The organism is Eubacterium sp. AF34-35BH, assembly GCF_003477765.1.
In the GTDB taxonomy this organism is placed as follows: domain Bacteria; phylum Bacillota; class Clostridia; order Lachnospirales; family Lachnospiraceae; genus Eubacterium_G.
Genome location: NZ_QUDZ01000003.1, coordinates 97,295 through 118,190, shown reverse-complemented (window position 1 = coordinate 118,190; position 20,896 = coordinate 97,295). Strand labels below are relative to the sequence as shown.

The following is a 20,896-nucleotide window of genomic DNA, read 5'->3' as shown; positions in this document are numbered from 1 at the left end:
CGAAATCTTTTGAAAATGTAATTATTTTAGTTAAAAAAATTAGAACAAAAGAGGCAAAATATGGATATTTTTGACTATGCAAGAAATATAAATAGCGAAAAAGAATCACCTTTGGCAAGTAGATTAAGACCGACTACTTTAGAAGAGGTTGTAGGTCAGGAACATATAATTGGCAAAGGCAAATTGTTATATAGAGCAATTAAAGCTGACAAGATAAGTTCAGTAATCTTTTACGGCCCTCCGGGAACGGGAAAAACTACATTGGCGAAAGTAATTGCAAATACTACAAGTGCAGAATTTACACAGCTTAATGCAACTGTAGCAGGGAAAAAAGATATGGAAGAAGTTGTTGAAAAAGCCAAAAACAACATGGCAATGAGTGGTAAGAAAACAATTCTTTTTGTAGATGAGATTCACAGATTTAATAAGGGACAGCAGGATTATCTGTTACCTTTTGTAGAAGATGGAACGGTAATCTTAATAGGTGCAACAACTGAAAATCCATATTTTGAAGTAAACACAGCTTTAATATCAAGATCAATTATTTTTGAACTACAACCACTTACGGCAGATAATATTAAAACGCTTATATATAGAGCTGTTAATGATGCAGAAAAAGGTATGGGTGTGTACAATGCGATTATTGACGATGAGGCAGTAGGCTTCTTAGCAGAACTTTCAAATGGTGATGCAAGAACTGCCCTTAATGCAGTGGAACTGGGAGTTTTAACAACTGATCCAAGTGAAGATGGAAAGATTCACATAACCCTGCAGGTAGCAGAACAGTGTATTCAAAAAAGAGCCCTTAGATATGACAAAGGTGGAGATAATCATTACGATACTATTTCTGCATTTATAAAAAGTATGCGAGGTTCTGATCCTGACGCAGCAGTGTATTATCTGGCAAAAATGCTTTATGCAGGAGAAAGTGTTGATTTTATAGCAAGAAGAATTATGATTTGTGCTGCAGAGGATGTGGGACTTGCCAATCCACAGGCGTTAGTTGTTGCAACATCTGCGGCTGATGCAGTTCACAGAGTGGGTATGCCTGAAGCGCAGATTATTTTATCAGAAGCTGTTATTTACGTGGCAACTTCTCCAAAAAGCAATGCGGCATGCAATGCAATTTTTAGTGCCATGTCTACTGTTAAGAATACAACAACAGAGAAGGTGCCAACTCATTTAATGGATGCACATTATAAGGGTTCAGCGAAACTTGGACATGGAATAGGTTATAAATATGCTCACGATTATCCAAATCATTATGTGGACCAGCAGTATTTACCTGATGGTTTGGTGGGAACCAGATTTTATGAACCCGGTGATTTAGGATATGAGCAGGAAGTAAAAGAGTATTTTAAGCTAATAGGAAAATAATTTTTGAGGTAATTTAATTGAAAGTATTAATGGAAAGACTTGCATCAGGTAATGTTTCATACGAAATTGCCGATGCTTTAATATCTGAAAATAAAATAACTGTTGAACTGGATGCTGATGAAACTATTGAAGGTGACATTGCAATTGTTGGAAAAAACTCAATGGACATAAAAGGGATTGCGTATTCTTCAGACAGCCATTTTGTGTTTAGATACAATCAGTTTAACGGTATAAAAAATAGATTACATTATATTATAAATGGGAAAAATCTTGTACCAAACAAAGTGTGTATAGGAAAAATAAATATAATAACAACAGCAGGTGAATTTGAGATACCTTTTGAAATAAAAGTAAAAGAAAGGGAAATTGTTACAGAAATAGGAGTGCTAAAAACACTTGAGGACTTTGTGGAATACGTTAGAACTAATTATGACGAAGCCTTGATTTTGTTTATTTCAAAGGAATTTTCTGAATATTTCTTAAAGGGTGATAATCATGGTATAGCTCTCTATAAGCAGTTAATGAGAAACGCAAATAGAGATGTTGCCTTAGAAGAATTCATGGTTGCAATGGGCTTAAAAGAACCTGTAAAAATATCATTAAAAAGTGAAACAAAAGAATATGAGAATTTAACAGACAATTATGGTGACACATTAATTATTACAAGAAACACATGGGGCTATGCCGAAATTGATGTGGAATTAGAGGGAGAGTTTTTCTATAACTGTAAGGAAAGAATTACAAGTGAACAGTTTAACGGAAAGACAATGGAATATTCTTATTATTTAAACACTGCAAAGCTTCATTGTGGCATGAATGAAGGAAAGATTATTTTTAAAACAGCAGGTGGAAAAGAAGAATACAAGGTTGTTGTAAAGAATCCCAAAAATGACAACAGTGATTATATAAAGCTAAGAACAACAGACGGTTTCTTAATAAAGAATTATTTGAAATTCAGAACAGGTAACATAACAGGCAGAAAGTGGATTGATGATGCGGCAGATATTGCTGAACAGAGATTAACTGTAGATAACAGTGATATTACAGGTAATCTGTTAAAGGCGCAGGTGGCTATTCTTAATAACAACAAAGAACTTGCCAAGTTAGCATTAGATGAGTCAGCTAAATATATTCAAGACAGCAATCCTAAAAATGTAATTGCCTACTGTTATTATTTATATCTGGCAGCTTTGTACAAGAACGAATATGACTTTACAAATGAAGCTAAGAAAAAAATAGAACAGTATTATGAGGGTGGTCACGATAACTGGCAGATACTTTGGATTTTATTTAATATGGACAGCAGATATGACGAAAATCCAAGTCTTAAATACACATTAATTAAAAGAATGTTTAATAAAGGCTGTACAAGTCCTGTTATGTATTATGAAGCTGCTAAAATCATTAATAAGCAGCCTGAACTTCTTCGTGTAATGAACAGATTTGAAATTCAGGTTTTAAACTTTGCAGGAAAATATTCAATGGTAAAAGTAGAGCTTGCAAAGCAGGCAGCTGACCTTATGAATAGCGAGAGAAGTTTTAAGCCGTTATATATTGATATTTTAAGCAGAATTTATAAAGAAACTAAGGACAATGAAGTTTTAACTTCAATATGCAGTGAAATAATTAACAGCGGAAAAATCAATAATGAATATTTTAAGTGGTTAAGAGAAGGTGTAAGAAAAGAATTAAAAATTACTAACCTTTATGAATACTACATATATTCAATAGACATTAACAGTTATGAACCACTGGAGAAAACAGCCTACAAATATTTTTCTTATGGTACAGATACATTGGTTTATAACAAAGATTATTTTTATGCCAATATGCTTGAAAACTTAGGAAAAAATGATGAACTATATCCTAAGTACAAAGCCGGCTTGGAGAAATATGTAACAGAACAGTTGCTTAAAGGAAACAACAATATACATTTAAAGAGAATATATTCGTATATATTAGATGATGAATTTTTAGATGGTAACTTAGATGAATATATGCCTGGAATTATGAACACTTATAGAATGAAGGTTAATAATCAGGACATAACAAATGTTATTGTTTCCCACAAAGAAGTGGAAAGTATACAGAGCATGCCATTAACAGATGGTGAAGCGTATATTACATTGTATACAAAAGAGCCGGTAATTGTTTTCATTAATCATAGTGGAAAAGTATTAGCAGATGTAGATTATACCATGGAAAAAATGGAGGTTACGGCACCACTTACAAAGACAGGCAATAATCTAATGACAATGCTATGTCAGTTAGAAGATGTTATGGATTCTCCTGAAAAATATGTAGGGCAGGTTGTACAGCTTAAAGAAATAGAAGAATCTGACACATTAACAGTTGAGTTTAAAAATTACTTAAAAGAGTTTATTGTTGACTATTATTACAAGGAATTTGATAAGGGACAGTTTGATGACTATATACTTGAGTTTGACATGGAAGAGTTGTCAATGGCATCAAGAAACAAGTTACTTGAAATTCTAATTAAAAAAGAACTTTGGGAAAAGGTTATGCCATATTTAGATAAGTATGGTTATTTGTCAATTAACGAAGGTCTTTTAGAAAAAGTCTGCAGGCATTATGTTGCAGAACAACACTACAGTGAAAATGAATTATTAACAGAAATCTGTGGTTATGTATTTGAGAAAGGCTGTACGGATGAAGCTGTTCTTAAATACATGGCAAAATACTATAATTCAGGAACAGAGAATTTGTACAAACTTTATACTCAAATGAAAGTAATGAATATAACAGACAATGAATTTGTAGAAAAATTACTTGTACATGTTATTTTTGAAGGACAGGTTAATGACAGATTATATGAATTGTATAAAGAGTATATAAAAGGCGTAACAAGAACAGTAATAAGAAAAGCATTTTACAGTTATGTAACATACAATTATTTTGTTAAAAAAATCCAATGTCCGGATAGTGTTTGGGAGATTTTGGAACAGGAATATTTTAACGGGTTGGCAACACCTGTTATTGTTAAAATAGCTTTTGTGGAAAAAATGTCCTCAAAAACTAATATTACTGAAAGACAAATTAAAATTTGTGAAGGATTAATAAAGAGTCTTGTTAAGGATAAGATTATTTTTCAGTTTTATAAAAAGTTTAACAGATGGTTTAAAATACCATTTGACTTAATAGACAAAACAATAATTGATTATAGAACTAATCCAAAACACAGAGTTAATATTGTTTATACAATTAACAAAAACGGTGGTGAACAGGTAGAAAATACTGAAGAAATGAATAGCATTTATCCGGGGATTTTTACAAAGAATATCATTATGTTCTATGGGGAAAAAATTACTTACAAGATTTTGGAATATTCTGATGAGTATCCTTATGGAAAAGAAGTTGCAACTGACTCAATATGTATTAGTGAGAAAAATACATACAATGATGAAAGTAGATTTGGAATGATTAACAGTATGATGATATGCCGAAAAATTGGAAGAGAAGACGCAGCGAGAGAAATGATGCAGTCTTATCAATTGTGTAAGGAAGCAGGTAGAGAAATATTCAAATTACTATAAATTATTGTAGAAAACACAGAAATATATTTGAGATACAAAAACAAGGGAGGAATGAAAGTTGGCAAAAGAAATAATTTTAGGAATTGATTTTTCAAGAGATTATTCACAACTATCATATTTAGATGATACAGGAAAACCAAAGTCGGTTAGTATAGGAACAGAAAATAACTATCTTATACCAACTGCTGTTTGCTTTAACAGTGAACTAAAAGAGTGGTCTGCAGGAGATGAGGCAATAAACAAAAGCCACAGTGAAAACAGCAGACTGATTAGGGAACTACCTTTATTATTTAATGAGGATACAGAAGAAGATGTAGGGAAAATAATGACGGTTTTCTTTGCATATTTATTGAAACTTGCAGTTAATCAATGTAATGGAAGACTTATAAAAAATATTTTAGTAACTGTTGAGGAAGTTAATCAAAATGTACTAAAAGGCATAAAAGAAGTTTTGACTGACCTAGGTTACCAGAAAGATGATATCAGAGTAATAAGTCATTCAGAAAGTTTTGTTTATTATACACTTAATCAGAATAAAGATATTTGGATTAACAAAGTTCTGTTTTTGGAGTTAAACGAATATGAATTTGCCTGCAGACGTTTAGAGGTTGTAAGAGGTCGTGAACCACATGTTGCCGATGTAAAAGTAGAAGATTTAAGTAATCTTTTTGACTTGGAAATGGCAAAAAAAGACATTCATTCATGTGATAGAATTTTGGCAGATTACATGGATGAGTTATTAAAGAAACATGTAGTTTCAGGAATTTATTTGTCAGGTGCAGGTTTTTATCTTGATGGCTGGCAGAAGACTCTTCAGACAATCTGCAGAAACAGAAGAGTATTCAAAGGTAATAATTTAATTGTAAAAGGTGCGGCATACGGAGCAAAAGAATGTTTCCTGCCACCTACTCTTGATAAATATCTTATTTCATGTAAAGGAAGAACAAGAGTAAAGATAACAATGGCTGTAGAATACAAAGGTAAGGACAGTAACATAACCTTATCAAACATTGGAGATTACTGGTATGATGCAACATCGAAAATGGAATGCATTATGGAAAAGCCAACAAAAGCAGTTTTTGAAATTCAGGATTTAATTAATCATTCTAACGATACATTCAAAATTGACTTAAGGGATTTTCCTGAAAGAGAGCCCAACACCACAAGAATAGAAGTTGATTTCAGATATGTGGAAGAAAACAAATTTGAAATAACAATAAAAGATTTAGGCTTCGGTGACTTTTTTGAAAGTTCAGGTATGACTGTCACAAGAGAAGTGACTTTACAGTAAATCATGGAAAGGCAAGGTACAAAACGTGAACTATATTAGATTATGTACAACTCATTGTGATAAACCTTTTTACATAAAAGAAGTAAATAAAAATATTTATTCAATTGAGGAATTAAGTTATTATCTGTACAATTATCTGTATTTAATTGATGACAAATTTTTTAGTGATGAGTTAATAGATTACATCGACAAGGATTTAAAGCAGCATAATATTGCAGCAGGCATAAAACAGATAATTGCTAATGAAGGTGAAATTGGTGAGAAGATTGCTTATGTTATAAAGAACTCAGAGTATTTTACAGATAAAATGGCTGAAAAGCTGGGTAATCATTTAGAGGCTCTTTGCTCAAAAACAGCAGCAGAAAGATGGAAGGCAAAAGCTGACATTCTAATGGATACTGAAAAATATAACATGGCAATAACTTATTATAACAACATATTAAGTAAGGCAATTAACAATGATTTGCCAGAGAGATTTTATGGTGATGTGTACAACAACTTAGGTGTTGCCTATGCAAGACTTTTTGAGTATGAACAGGCAGCAGCAGCTTTTAGAAGTGCTTACAGATTAAACAAAACCAACGAATCTTTAGAATCAATTATTATGTGTGATCTTATTACAGATAACGACAAAAGATTGAAAATAGACCAAAACAAATATTCAGTAACTGACACTGTTGTAAACAGACTTCGTTCCGAACTTATAAAAATGAAAGTGGAAATTCAGTCAGATTGGGATAAGGAAAAAGAAGAGGATTTTATAAGAAAATGTCAGAAAGAATATATTGTAGAAATTAATAGTTAAAATTTCGAAGATTATATTGAATGAAAAAGCACCCTCAAATGAGGGTGCTGAATTTGTTATGAGTATTGTTATTTGTATATAATGATTTTATTCTAAGTTACTTATTTTTAAACGTAGAATTCGGTCAACTTTATATTTGCATGAAACATATGAGATTGACTCAAAAGTTTTTTATGACTACCCCTTGCGTATAATCGGGAACATACATCGCAAGCTTTTTTGATAATGTAGGGCTACTACTTGTTTTACTACCAATTGAATAGCCGTACATTTTTGGCTTGTTGGCGTTGCATTGTCCTGCCCACAATTTTCCTTTAGCGTATGTAAGATAATTTTAGATAAATTTTTCATAACATACCTCCTCCTGCGTAAATATATCACAAAATAAATATAAAAGTTAAATTAATTGATGTGTTAAGTGGAAATTAGTTTAAATGTTATAGAAAATGTGATATTATATGCTGATAGGACAAATATGAGAGGTATAGGGAAATATGAAAGAGAATTTCTCAAAAAAAGATACAAACATAATAAAAGGTATAGCAATTTTATTTTTAATGTTTCATCATTGCTTTTTATCAGGAGACAGATATAGAAATTTGCAAGTAGTCTTTAGTCCTTTTTCGGAGAGTATTGTGAATTATATAGCTGCTTTTCTAAAAATCTGTGTACCGATTTTTGTTTTTTTAACAGCTTATGGCATTACAATATCATTAAAAAAACAATATCAGTTGTCAAAATTGAAATATGACAATATTTCCGAATATGTTAAACATCGATTTTTTAATTTGTATATAGGCTGGATATTTGTGTTTTTATTCTGTGAAATATTTGGACTTATTTACAACAGACTTCCAATCGAGATATATGGGAAAAATATTCAAGGAGTAATATATTTCTGTTTAGATGGACTGGGGATAGCCAATTTGTTTGGTACACCTACGTTAGTAGGAACATGGTGGTATATGAGTTTGGCTGTTACACTTATTTTGATTATTCCACTTGCAATTAAGATATACGAAAAAATTGGTTTTGTGTATATGTTTGTTTTGTTTTCAATTTTATCAAGACAATTAGCAGTGACAGATTCGTCTATAATACATTGGTTACCTGTTGTGTTTTTAGGAATTGTAAGTGCTGATAAAAAGTGGCTTGTGAAAATTGCAAATTATGAAGTGATAAAAAAATCAAATATTCTTAATAAAACAGTTAAATTATTAGTAGGAATTATTTTAATACTTGCATCCATTAAATTTAGACAGAGTGGAGTATCAGCAATTTTGTTTGAAATAAAAGATGGGGTAATTCCTTTTATAGTTATTTGTTTTTGCTATGAATTTATAAATCCTATAAAATATTTAAACACAGCACTTGGTTTTATAGGAAAGCATTCAATGAATATTTTCCTGATACATACATTTATCAGAGCAACGTATTTTAGAAAGTTTATTTATAGTTTTAAATATCCACCGGTTATAATTATTGTTCTACTTGCAATAAGCCTAATGGTATCAATGATTGTCGAATTGATGAAAAAGTATTTGGGATATAATAAAATGACTGATAAAATCAGAGAAAAAGTTGACAAACATAAATAAAATTTATATTATATTTCTATATGTCAAATGCGATGATGAAAAGGAGTAGCAAATAACCTTTGACAGAGAGAAGGGAATGGTGGAAGCCCTTTAGAGAAGTGTTTGTGAAGGTAGTTTTTAAGCAGTTGTGGTGAGAAAGAGTCCATTAGCCACAATCGGTTCGTCTCCGTTATAGGATAAGAGAAGAGATAAATGAAGGTGGTACCGCGAATTTATTCGCCCTTTAGTGCTACCATTGGAATACAGAAGAAAAAGAGTAGCGTTGCTGCTCTTTTTTCTTGTATGTGTACTAATTGACAAAAATAGACACACATTGCCACCAGCCGAAGGCAGGGCAATGTTACAGGAGGAAAAAATGAAGGAAATTGAGAAGAATTACAATCCCGCAGAGATTGAAGACAGACTTTATGAGAAGTGGCAGGAGAAGAAATACTTCCATGCAGAAGTAGACAGAAGTAAGAAACCATTTACTATTGTTATGCCACCTCCAAATATTACAGGACAGCTCCACATGGGACATGCCCTTGATAATACAATGCAGGATATTTTAATTAGATTTAAAAGAATGCAGGGCTATGAAGCTTTATGGCTTCCTGGAACTGACCATGCATCAATTGCTACAGAAGCAAAGATTGTAGAAAAGATGCGTGAAGAAGGCGTAAAAAAAGAAGATATTGGAAGAGAAGCTTTTCTTGACAGAGCATGGGAATGGAAGAAACAGTATGGTGGACGTATTGTTTCACAGCTTAAGAAGATTGGTTCTTCATGTGACTGGGACAGAGAAAGATTCACAATGGATGAAGGCTGCTCAAAGGCTGTAAAAGAAGTATTTGTTAATTTATATAATAAGAAACAGATTTATCGTGGTGAAAGAATCATCAACTGGTGTCCACACTGCTTAACATCAATTTCTGATGCAGAAGTAGAATATGAAGATCAGGCTGGTAAGTTCTGGCATTTAAGATATCCTTTAACAGATGGTTCAGGCTATATTCAGCTTGCTACAACAAGACCTGAAACATTACTTGGTGATACAGCAGTAGCAGTAAACCCAAATGATGACAGATATAAAGATTTAGTAGGAAAGACTCTTACACTTCCTTTAGTTGGAAGAGAAATTCCTATTATTGCTGATGACTATGTAGGTATTGATTTTGGTACAGGTGTAGTTAAGATTACACCAGCTCATGACCCTAACGATTTTGAAGTTGGACTTCGTCATAACTTACCTGTTATTAATGTATTAACAGATGATGCTAAGATTGTTGATGATTATCCAAAGTACGCAGGTATGGACAGATATGAAGCAAGAAAAGCAATTGTTGAAGACTTAGACAAAGAAGGCTTCCTTGTTAAGATTGAAGATCATGAACACAACGTTGGTACATGCTACAGATGTCATACAACTATTGAACCTAGAGTATCAAAACAGTGGTTTGTAAAAATGGATGAAATTGCAAAACCTGCAATTGACGCTGTTAAGAATGGCGATACAAAATTTGTACCACCACACTTTGATAAAACATATTTCCACTGGCTTGAAAATATTCGTGACTGGTGTATTTCACGTCAGTTATGGTGGGGACACAGAATTCCTGCGTTCTACTGTGATGACTGTGGAGAAATGGTTGTAACAAAAGAAGACCATGCTACATGTCCATGCTGTGGTAAAGAAATGAGACAGGACCCTGATACACTTGATACATGGTTCTCATCAGCTTTGTGGCCATTTAGTACACTTGGTTGGCCTGACAAGACAGAAGAGTTAGATTATTTCTATCCTACAAATGTTTTAGTAACAGGATATGATATTATTTTCTTCTGGGTAATCAGAATGATGTTCTCAGGACTTGAACATATGGGAGAAGTTCCTTTTAATACAGTATTAATACATGGTTTGGTTCGTGATTCTCAGGGACGTAAAATGAGTAAGTCTCTTGGAAACGGTATTGATCCACTTGAAGTAATTGATAAATACGGTGCAGATGCATTAAGATTTACACTTATTACAGGTAATGCACCAGGTAACGACATGAGATTCTACTGGGAAAGAGTAGAAGCATCAAGAAACTTTGCTAACAAAGTATGGAATGCTTCAAGATTTATTCAGATGAATCTTCCTGAAGAAAATATTGATTTAAGTAAGAAACCTGAAAATCTTACAGATGCGGATAAGTGGATTTTATCAAAAGTTAACACTTTAGCCAAAGATGTGACAGAAAATCTTGATAAATTTGAACTTGGTATAGCAGCCGACAAAATTTACAACTTTATTTGGGAAGAATTTTGTGACTGGTATATTGAAATGGTTAAGCCAAGATTGTACAATGATAGCGATGATACAAAACAGGCTGCATTATGGACACTTAAGAAAGTATTAATTGATTCATTAAAACTTTTACATCCATATATGCCATTTGTTACAGAAGAAATATTCTGTACAATTCAGGACGAAGAAGAATCAATCATGATTTCAGCATGGCCTGAATATACAGAAGAAAATACTTTTGCAAAAGAAGAAGCTGCAGTTGAAACAATCAAGGAAGCTGTACGTTCAATTAGAAATATCAGATCAGAAATGAATGTTGCACCTAGCAAGAAAGCAAAAGTATTTGTTGTATCAGATGATGCTAGCATAAGAGAAATTTTTGAGAATGGTAATGTTTTCTTTGCAACACTTGGATATGCAAGTCAGGTAATTATACAGGAAGACAAGACAGGTATTGAAGATGATGCAGTATCAGTTGTTATTCCTAAGGCAACAATTTACATGCCATTTGCTGAACTTGTAGATATTGAAAAAGAAAAAGAACGTCTTGAAAAAGAAGTAACAAGACTTGAAAAGGAACTAGCACGTGTTAATGGAATGCTTTCAAATCCTAACTTTGTAAGTAAGGCTCCTGAAAAGAAGATTAACGAAGAAAAGGAAAAGAAAGTTAAATACCAGCAGATGATGGAACAGGTTAAAGAGCAGTTGTTAAGATTGTCTTAATGACTATAACCTAAGGAGGTTATTATGATTAATTTTGATGAGGAAATAAAGAAATTTCATCCTAGTCTTGAAATAGAAGAGGCAGAAGATGCCATATATAACAATAATATTTCAGACATAACAGATGTTATGATACAGATGATTAACGAGTTAAAATCAGAAGAATAACAGTGAAGGATGGAAAAATAAATGATTTGCTACAATTGTGGAAATGTACTTACCAACAGTGACTACTGCAGTCACTGTGGTATGGATGTTAGTGTATACAAAAGAATAGTAAGATTGTCTAACACATATTACAATGCCGGTCTGACAAAAGCAAGAAACAGAGACTTATCCGGTGCTGCTGATACACTTAGACGATGCGTAAAATTAAATAAGCGAAACATTGATGCCAGGAACCTGCTTGGACTTGTTTATTTTGAAATGGGTGAAACTGTACAGGCATTCTCAGAATGGGTTATGAGTACAAACATACAGCCAAATAACAATCCGGCAGATAAATATCTTCTTGCAATCCAGCAGGAAAAAGGCAAGGTAGATGAGTTAAACCATACAATTAAGAAGTTTAACGTGGCTTTAGACTATGCCAGAAACGGCACAGATGATATGGCTATAATACAGCTTAAAAAGGTTCTTAATCAGAATCCTAACTTTATTAAGGCATATCAGTTACTGACTCTTTTATATACAAAGAATGGTCAATATGAAAGAGCCAAAAGAACAATAAAGAAATCTATGAAAATAGATAAATGTAATCCCTTAAGTATCAGATATTTACGTGAAATAAATGAATACATTGAGGATGAAAAGAAAAATGATCCTGATAAGAGAATGGAGAGAAGAAGAAGTTTAAGAGGTGTTATGGTGGACAGACCATATCTAAGTGGTAATGACACAATAATGCCAAAGGAAAACTTCAAAGATGCATTAACAGGTGCACAGAGCATTATGTATGTAATTGTTGGTATCTTATTAGGAGCAGCCCTAGTTTACTTTATAGTTACACCTGCAAGAATATCCAGCGTAACAAGTAAGGTAAATGACACAAAGGTCGAATATAATCAGAAGATTGCAATAAAGAATTCAACAATATCTGAGTTACAGAATCAGGTTGAAACTCTTAAGTCAGACAAGAAGAAGTTGAAAACAAGTCTTGCACAGTATACAGGTACAGGAAATACAATTAGTTCAAACTATAGTAACCTGTTAGAAGCTGTTCAGTATTTCATTGCAAAGGATTATACAAAGAGTGCCACAGCTTTAGAAAATGTAGACGGCAAGATGAAGATGGATTCAGAATCATTTACATCTGTTTATAATACTTTAAACAGCAATTTGTCATCTAAGGTGGAACAGTTAGCATTTAATGCAGGTATGGACGCTTATGAAAGTGCAGATTATAACGAGGCAATAAAGCAGTTTACAAAAGCTCTTGATGCCAACGCTGAAAATGATGAGGCTATGTACTACTTAGGATATTCTTATAGAAGAAAAGGTGATTCTACCAATGCTAAAAAGTGGTTCAAGGAAATTGTTGACAAACATCAGGATTCAGATTTTTACTCAAGAGCACAGAATCTGTTAAATGACAGTGGAACAGAATAAATTAATATTAATTTACTAAAGAGAAGAACAAAAAAAGTTCTTCTCTTTTTCTTTTGCAAAACAGTATTCTAAAGAATACTTTATTAATAAAAAATAAGGAGGACAGTATGGAAGTTTTATATGAAGTGAGAGGAGACAATTTGTTTATTTATTTACCGGAGGAGTTGGACCATCATAATGCCAAAATGATAACAGAACAGTCAGACTGGTACATAATATCAAACCAGATAAAAAATATTGTATTTAATTTTTCGAATACGAATTTTATGGACAGTTCAGGTGTTGGCGTAATTATGGGCAGATACAAGCTTATAAAGCCAAGAGGGGGCAACGTTACGGTAACTAACATAAACAAGACAATTGACAGAATTTTAACGATTTCAGGGCTATATAAAATCGTAAGTAAGACTGAGACATCAAGTTTAGCACAATTATAGGAGGTTAAGATGGAAAATAATATGAGTATGGTGTTTGATGCAAAATCAGAAAATGAAGGATTGGCAAGAATGGTAATATCAGCTTTTATTACGGAACTTGATCCTACAATTGAAGAGTTAAATGACGTCAAAACAGCGGTTTCCGAAGCTGTGACAAACTCAATAATTCATGGGTATAACGGCACAGAGGGAAAAGTGTACATGGATTGCAGTTTGGATATGGAAGAAAATGAAAATCATGGCACATTAAAAATAACTGTAAAAGATCAGGGCGTTGGCATCGAAAATGTAGAGAAGGCTAAAGAACCGCTTTTTACAACTAAACCGGAACTTGAGCGTTCTGGTATGGGATTTATGTTTATGGAAATGTTTATGGATGATTTATATGTGGAATCAAAATTACATAATGGAACAACTGTGTGCATGACTAAGAAAATAAAAAATAATAGAAAATAAGATAGAGGGAGTATGGATACAATAAATCTAATAAAACAAGCTCACATGGGAGACAAAAATTCCAGAGATCAGATTCTCATTGAAAATACTCCGCTAATATGGAGTATTGTGAAAAGATTTCTTGGGAGAGGCTACGAAGGAGAGGATTTATTTCAGATAGGGTGTATTGGTATGTTAAAGGCAATTGACAGATTTGACTTAAGTCTTAATTTGTCTTTTTCAACTTATGCAGTACCTTTAATTACAGGAGAAATCAGAAGATTTTTAAGGGATGACGGAATTATAAAAATAAGTCGGACAATAAAAGAAAATCAAAACAAAATCATGCTGGAAAAAGGACAAATTGAAGAAAAAGAAAACAGAGAGCCTACAATAGAGGAACTCTCTGTTAAATGCGATATATCAAAAGAAGACGTAGTTATTGCTTTAAATGCAATGGGCGCTGTTCAATCCATAGACAAAGAAATTGCTTATGGAAACAGTGAGAAAAAAATAACCTTAGGGGAAAAAATAGAAGATAAGACACAGAGCCAGGAAAAAGTAATTAATAAACTGTTTGTAAAACAAATATTAGAAACGTTAGAGGAAAAAGAGAAAACAATAATTGTTTTAAGATATTTTAAAAATAAAACACAGTCGGAAATTGCTAGCAAGCTGGGATTGACTCAGGTTCAGATTTCCAGATTAGAAAAGAAAATTCTAAAAAAATTAAGAGCACAAGTAAATTTTTAAAAAAATGGAATATTCCACAACTTACTGGAGATAATGTTATAAAACAATTAACTAACAATTTCTATAAGTTTTGGTTAATGAAAGAAATTGAGGAACATTGATTTATTTTTAGTAAGAGGTGGAATATGAAATTTGTAAAAATTATTTTAATAGTAGCAGTTGCTTTGACCATGGCATTGGGAGGCATTTATTTAATGTCGGAAAAAAAGGAAACAACAGAAATTAAGGCGGCAGTTTTAATTTAAAAATGAGTGATACATTATATATCAAAATGGATCAATGTGTGGAAGTAACTAAAAGTTACGTGACAATAGGTGACCTTGGAAAATTAGAGTGCAAAAATAAAACAGTTGTAAACAGACTAAAACCAATCAAACTTCTAAATGACAATTCTAATGGTAAAAAACGATATATTGTTTCGATTATGAAGATATTTGAAATAGTAGATAAAGAATTTGAAAATGTAGATGTACAAAGCATAGGAGAAACAGACTGTATAATTGAATTTAAAAAAGCAAACAGTGATAATAAAGCCTTTGAAATCTTAAAAGTCATAGGTATATGTATAATATTATTTTTTGGTGCAGGCTTTTCCATTATGTCTTTTAACAACGATATTACCATCGGAGCAATGTTTGAAAAAATATGCAAGCTGGTTGCCGGCAGCAAAAATACAGGTAAGACTGTTATGGAAGTATCTTATTCCATTGGGTTAGCAGTTGGAATACTTGTATTTTATAATCATTTCGGACCTAAAAAACTCTCAAAAGATCCTACACCTATTGAGGTAGAAATGAGAAAATATGAAACTGAAATCAATCAGGCATTAATTGACGGTCATAACAGACAGGACGGAAAACTGGATGCTAAATAATAGCTATAAAATTAACATTTAAACAACTATTAAAAGGAAAGATTATGATATTAAAATATATAATTTTAGCACTAATTGCTTTTGGCGGTGGAGCAGTCATTTCCGGAGCTGTCTTTGCATTAATTACATCAACAGGTGTAGTTACAAGGATGGCTGACACTTCAAGAACTGCAAAGCATGTTAGAGCGTATGAAAGTGCAATTGTTTTTGGCGGTGCATGGTGGAATTTATTTTGGATATTCTCAATAAGTCTACCTTTTGCTCCTAATATAGTACAGGGATTCCAACTGATAATGGGGCTGACACAGGGAATCTTTGTTGGTTGCCTCGCAGTTTCATTGGCAGAAGCACTTAACGGAACAGCAATTTTTTCAAGAAGAGTAAAACTAAAATACGGTTTAAACTTTATAATTTTGTCAGTGGCTTTGGGAAAAATGATGGCATCGTTAATACAGTTCGCAAACGACATGGCAAAAAAATAACAGCAAGATAAATAATATAAGCTAAGAAAGACTAACATAAGCAGGATAATTTTGGATAGAAGAGGATAATATAAGAAAGGCAATTTAAGATTGGAAAGGATAATTTATGGCTAGTGAAGAAAAGAAAAAAGCCTACAATGAATATGTAGAAAGAATAACTCCTAATAATAATTTGTTTAAGGATATGTGGAATGCATTCTGGATTGGAGGTTTAATATGTTTAATGGGACAGGTTATAAATGAAATTTTTATGAATTTCGGGATGGAAAAAGAAAATGCAGCAGCTTTTACAACTTTGGTTTTAATATTAGAAAGTGTTATTTTAACTGGAATTGGACTATATCCTAAAATAGCAAAAGTAGGCGGGGCTGGCTGTCTTGTACCTATTACTGGATTTGCCAATGGTGTAGCTTCACCGGCAATTGAATTTCAGGCAGAAGGGCAGATTTTCGGTGTAGGTGCCAAAATTTTTACCATTGCAGGACCTGTAATACTATATGGAATTTTTAGCAGTTGGCTTGCAGGAATTGTATATTGGATATTAAAATTACTGAATGTAATATAGTGGAATAATTAGAATATAAAATTATTAAATTATATGTCAGACAAGTTTTTAGTTTTAAATTATTGAGCATTTTTTAGATAGTGACAAATATCAAGCGAAAAAATAGTGGAAAAAGAGATAGTGAAAAAAACGAAATAATTTGAAACATTTTTATATTTGTCAATTGTAGAACCTTTATGTATTATAAAAAAAGCAGTAATAAATTAACGAAAGTAATACAGGAAAAGGGGAACAATGGAATTATCAAAAGAAAAGAAAAAGTATCTTACATTGTTGGCTGAAAAATATCCAACAAAAGAACATGTATCAAGAGAGATTATTAACTTAAAGGCAATCCTAAATTTGCCAAAAGGAACAGAGCATTTTATGAGCGATATACATGGTGAGTATGAAGCTTTTTATCATATTTTAAATAATTGTTCAGGGGTAATTAGAGAAAAAGTTCAAATGGTTTTTAAGGATACATTAAGTACAAAAGAACAACAGGATTTATGTACTTTGATTTATTATCCGAAAGAGAAATTAAAACTTTTGAAAAAGCAGGACGTCATTAATGATGACTGGTATACAATGACGCTTAGAAATCTTATAAAACTGGCAGGTTTTCTTTCATCAAAATATACCCGTTCCAAAGTTAGAAAAGCAATGCCTGAAGAGTACGCTTATATTATAGACGAGTTACTTCATGCACAGCCTGATGAAGACAATAATCAATTAGTTTATCATCAGAAAATCATTGAAACAATTATAGGAATTGACAGTGCAGAAGACTTTATTATTGAGCTTACTTCTTTAATTAAAAGACTGGCTGTGGACAGACTACATATTGTTGGCGACATTTTTGACAGAGGTGAGAGGGCAGACGAAATAATTGATATGTTAATGAAATATCATACACTGGATATTGAATGGGGCAATCACGATATTTTGTGGATGGGGGCTGCAGCAGGTTCGGAAGCCTGTATTGCAAATGTTGTAAGAAATAACATTAAATACCAAAATATGTCTGTTTTAGAAAACGGATATGGAATTAGTTTAAGAAGACTTCTTTTATTTGCCCAGGAAACATATCCGCATATGGAATTGTCAGATGCAGTTTACTATTCAATTACGGTGATTTTGCTTAAATTAGAAGGGCAGATTATAAAAAGACATCCTGAATATAACATGGATGACAGACTGCTTTTACATAAAATTAATAAAGAAAAGAATATAGTTGAAATAAATGGAAATGAATATGAAATAAAAGGCGAACTTTTTCCAACAGTTACAAAAGAGAATCCATACGAACTTTCTATTGGAGAAGAAGATGTTGTGAACGAATTGAAATTCTCATTTTTAAATAGTAACAGATTAAAAGAGCATGTGGAATTTTTGTATTCAAAAGGGGCAATATATGTTTGTTGTAATAACAATCTTTTATTCCATGGCTGTATTCCTTTAGATAAAGATGGAAACTTCCAGATAGTTGAGTTTGATGGCAAACTGTATAAGGGTAAAAAACTTCTAGACTATGCAGATGCCGTTGCAAGAAAGGCATATTTTGGCAAGCATAATCAAAATAATTTGGATTTTATGTGGTATCTTTGGAGTGGAAAAAAATCACCTTTATGTGGTCGAAACATAAAAACTTTTGAGCGAACATTTCTAGATAATGAAGAGTTGGCTTTTGAGGAGAAGGATCCTTACTATAGTTATTATGAAGAAGAAAAAACAGCAGGTATGATTCTAATTGAGTTTGGTCTGTTTTCTCCATTATCACATATAATTAACGGTCATACACCAATTAAGGTGGGACAGGGTGAGACACCGCTAAAAGCAAATGGCAAGGTTATAGTTATTGATGGAGGTTTCTGTAAGGCTTATCAGAAAACCACAGGAATAGCAGGGTACACATTGATTTATAATTCCCATGGTATGAGAATTAAGGCACACCAGCCTTTTGAGTCAATAGAGAAAGTGCTAAATGAAAACAAGGACATAGAGTCAAGCTCTGATTCCTTTGAAACGGAACCTTATAGAGTGATGGTTGAAAACACAGATGATGGAAAAGAAATCACTGAAAATATTAAGGATTTAGAAATGCTCCTAATGGCATATAGAGAAGGAATAATTATATAAACAGAAATAAATAACGGTTTATAACCAATTTGAGTTAACAGACTTAATTACAGATTTTAAAAAGAACAGTAACATAAAAGAGTAGTAACAAAACAATAATAATAAATAATAATAAAAAAGAGATGTTATCATATCATTATCAATGTGTTGACAGCATCTCTTTTTTATGTGAAAAATTATATTATTTTCTATATTTCCATCACTTTGCTTAAAGCAAATGATGAAGTAGTTTTATATTTATTAAATAGTTAAATAATTACATTTAAGCATTTTTTACTGAATCAAATTCATCAATAATTTCCTGTTCAGGTGCCTTTGTAAGTAAACTTATAACAATAATGAATACGCAGGCAACAATAAATGCAGGAAGTAATTCATAAATATCCCAGGCACCGCCTAATGGTCGAACGACAAATTTCCAAATAAATACCATTGCACCGCCGGCTACCATACCTGAAATAGCACCGTATTTGTTTGAACGTTTCCAGAATAAGGCAAATAACATTACAGGTCCAAAGGTTGAACCAAAACCTGCCCAGGCAAAAGAAACAATCTGGAATACTGAGCTGTCAGGATTTGATGCTAAGAATATGGCAACAATTGCAATACCAATAACTGTACATCTTGCCACGATTACTTTTGCTTTTTCTGATAATTTAATTCCTAAAACTCCGTCCATTAAGTTTTCAGTTACACTTGATGAAGCAGCAAGGAGCTGTGAATCTGAAGTTGACATTGTTGATGCCAAAATACCTGCAAGGATTACACCGGCAATTATTGCAAATAAAATACCATGTGAACTTAAAACATTTGCAATCTGAACAATAATTGTTTCTGAATCTTTTAAGTTATCAATAACGCCAACCTGTGACATTGTGTGACCGATAACACCAATGAAGATTGCTACAGCCATTGCAATAACAACCCAAACGCTGGCGATTCTTCTTGATAATTTGATTTTATTTTTATCTTCAATAGCCATAAATCTTAAAAGAATATGTGGCATACCGAAATATCCAAGTCCCCAAGCCAATGTTGAGAAAATAGTTATTATTCCATAAGGTGAAGATGAGTTAGTTGTTGCATCAAAGGTTGCGTTAAGATTAATGTAACCTGGTAAATCTTTTACATTAGAAGCAACAACATCAATACCACCTACTGAATATACTCCGTATCCAATAACAATTATTAATGCGACAGACATTACAATACTTTGGATAAAATCACTTGTACTTGCAGCCCAGAAACCACCAAGAGTAGTATAAGCAACAATTACGATTGCACTAATAACCATGGCAGCCATATAGTCAACTCCAAATAATGAATGGAATAACTTACCACAGGCAGCAAAACCTGAAGCTGTATATGGTACAAAGAATATAATAATCATAAGAGCTGATACGCATTTAAGAACTTTTTTGTCTCTGTATCTGTTAGCAAAAAAGTCAGGAACTGTAATTGCATCTCCACAGATAACAGAATATTTTCTAAGTCTCTTTGCAACGATTAACCAGTTTACGTATGTACCAATGCCAAGACCTACAGCAGTCCAGAAAGCATTACAAACACCTGTAAGGTAGGCAACGCCCGGTAGTCCCATAAGAAGCCAGCTACTCATGTCTGAAGCTTCGGCACTCATTGCAGTAACGAAAGGTCCCAATTTTCTTCCGCCTAAATAAAAATCTTCGGTACTATTATTTACTTTTGAATAATAAACACCAATTCCAATAATTGCTACCATATAAACAATGATAGAAATTAAAATACCAATTTCTGATGTTGTCATAAAATTCTCCCCTCATAACAAAATTCTTCTATATTCTATAAAAAAAAAGAAATTTAATCAAGTAAAACACTAAAATAGTGGGTAAAAACCAAAATAGTGACAAATAAAATATTAAAAAGCAACTAATAAAATATTAAAATAGTAACTAAAAAAGTAATTAATAAAAATAGTAAATAGGAATAAATTGAAAAATTAAGTGCAAAATAATAGTAAAAATT

At 32.3% G+C, this 20,896-nt stretch carries 17 protein-coding genes and 1 other annotated feature; of the genes, 15 read left to right on the top strand and 2 right to left on the bottom strand.

The features are described 5' to 3' along the window. The first annotated feature begins 60 nt into the window (after window positions 1–60). From DWZ69_RS04175 to DWZ69_RS04160, 4 genes are read left to right on the top strand one after another with little or no spacing between them, the layout of a single operon-like run. Window positions 61–1,377, top strand: coding sequence for a replication-associated recombination protein A (locus DWZ69_RS04175; protein WP_117998901.1), 1,317 nt, complete (start codon window positions 61–63; stop codon window positions 1,375–1,377). 17 nt (window positions 1,378–1,394) lie between these two features. Next, on the top strand, window positions 1,395–4,931 hold the full coding sequence (locus DWZ69_RS04170; protein WP_147337630.1) for a DUF5717 family protein: 3,537 nt from the start codon (window positions 1,395–1,397) through the stop codon (window positions 4,929–4,931). Window positions 4,932–4,989: 58 nt separating this feature from the next. Then, window positions 4,990–6,222, top strand: coding sequence for a DUF5716 family protein (locus DWZ69_RS04165; RefSeq protein ID WP_117998903.1), 1,233 nt, complete (start codon window positions 4,990–4,992; stop codon window positions 6,220–6,222). Between the two features lie 25 nt (window positions 6,223–6,247). Further along, window positions 6,248–7,027, top strand: coding sequence for a tetratricopeptide repeat protein (locus tag DWZ69_RS04160; RefSeq protein WP_117998904.1), 780 nt, complete (start codon window positions 6,248–6,250; stop codon window positions 7,025–7,027). Window positions 7,028–7,204: 177 nt separating this feature from the next. Here DWZ69_RS04160 and DWZ69_RS12050 read toward each other — a convergent pair whose 3' ends face one another. Then, the gene (locus DWZ69_RS12050; RefSeq protein WP_158561047.1) at window positions 7,205–7,378 is read right to left on the bottom strand and encodes a hypothetical protein; all 174 of its coding nucleotides are present in this window, start codon (window positions 7,376–7,378) and stop codon (window positions 7,205–7,207) included. A 143-nt stretch (window positions 7,379–7,521) separates the two neighbouring features. Here DWZ69_RS12050 and DWZ69_RS04155 point away from each other — a divergent pair, with 143 nt between their 5' ends. The 11 genes from DWZ69_RS04155 (at window position 7,522) to DWZ69_RS04110 (ending at window position 18,892) form a co-directional block, all read left to right on the top strand. Next, window positions 7,522–8,625, top strand: coding sequence for an acyltransferase (locus DWZ69_RS04155; protein WP_117998905.1), 1,104 nt, complete (start codon window positions 7,522–7,524; stop codon window positions 8,623–8,625). Between the two features lie 23 nt (window positions 8,626–8,648). Continuing rightward, window positions 8,649–8,852: a binding site (T-box leader), on the top strand. A 128-nt stretch (window positions 8,853–8,980) separates the two neighbouring features. After that, window positions 8,981–11,617 (top strand): valine--tRNA ligase, encoded by a 2,637-nt coding sequence (locus DWZ69_RS04150; RefSeq protein ID WP_117998906.1) that lies wholly within the window; start codon window positions 8,981–8,983, stop codon window positions 11,615–11,617. A gap of 24 nt (window positions 11,618–11,641) precedes the next feature. Further along, window positions 11,642–11,785: a hypothetical protein gene (locus DWZ69_RS12160; protein ID WP_022165840.1), complete on the top strand. Its 144-nt coding sequence runs from the start codon at window positions 11,642–11,644 to the stop codon at window positions 11,783–11,785. A gap of 21 nt (window positions 11,786–11,806) precedes the next feature. Then, entirely contained in the window at window positions 11,807–13,225 is a 1,419-nt protein-coding gene (locus DWZ69_RS04145) for a tetratricopeptide repeat protein (RefSeq protein WP_117998907.1), read from the top strand. A 107-nt stretch (window positions 13,226–13,332) separates the two neighbouring features. After that, a complete protein-coding gene (locus tag DWZ69_RS04140; RefSeq protein ID WP_117998908.1) occupies window positions 13,333–13,662 on the top strand; it encodes an anti-sigma factor antagonist in 330 nt (109 codons plus the stop codon). A 9-nt stretch (window positions 13,663–13,671) separates the two neighbouring features. Next, a complete protein-coding gene (gene spoIIAB, locus DWZ69_RS04135) occupies window positions 13,672–14,118 on the top strand; it encodes an anti-sigma F factor (RefSeq protein WP_117998909.1) in 447 nt (148 codons plus the stop codon). A gap of 12 nt (window positions 14,119–14,130) precedes the next feature. After that, on the top strand, window positions 14,131–14,850 hold the full coding sequence (locus tag DWZ69_RS04130) for a SigB/SigF/SigG family RNA polymerase sigma factor (protein ID WP_117998910.1): 720 nt from the start codon (window positions 14,131–14,133) through the stop codon (window positions 14,848–14,850). Between the two features lie 247 nt (window positions 14,851–15,097). Further along, complete coding sequence (locus tag DWZ69_RS04125) at window positions 15,098–15,724, top strand: stage V sporulation protein AA (protein ID WP_117998911.1); 627 nt, start codon at window positions 15,098–15,100, stop codon at window positions 15,722–15,724. 44 nt (window positions 15,725–15,768) lie between these two features. Further along, complete coding sequence (locus DWZ69_RS04120) at window positions 15,769–16,206, top strand: stage V sporulation protein AB (protein WP_117998912.1); 438 nt, start codon at window positions 15,769–15,771, stop codon at window positions 16,204–16,206. 106 nt (window positions 16,207–16,312) lie between these two features. Beyond that, complete coding sequence (locus tag DWZ69_RS04115; RefSeq protein WP_117998913.1) at window positions 16,313–16,771, top strand: SpoVA/SpoVAEb family sporulation membrane protein; 459 nt, start codon at window positions 16,313–16,315, stop codon at window positions 16,769–16,771. A 234-nt stretch (window positions 16,772–17,005) separates the two neighbouring features. Continuing rightward, the gene (locus tag DWZ69_RS04110) at window positions 17,006–18,892 is read left to right on the top strand and encodes a fructose-1,6-bisphosphatase (RefSeq protein ID WP_117998914.1); all 1,887 of its coding nucleotides are present in this window, start codon (window positions 17,006–17,008) and stop codon (window positions 18,890–18,892) included. Window positions 18,893–19,154: 262 nt separating this feature from the next. Here the strand turns inward: DWZ69_RS04110 and DWZ69_RS04105 are convergent, their stop codons facing one another. Next, window positions 19,155–20,678 carry a sodium/proline symporter gene (locus DWZ69_RS04105; RefSeq protein WP_117998915.1) on the bottom strand — a complete coding sequence of 508 codons (1,524 nt, stop codon included), beginning with the start codon at window positions 20,676–20,678 and terminating at the stop codon, window positions 19,155–19,157. Between the last annotated feature and the right edge of the window lie 218 nt (window positions 20,679–20,896).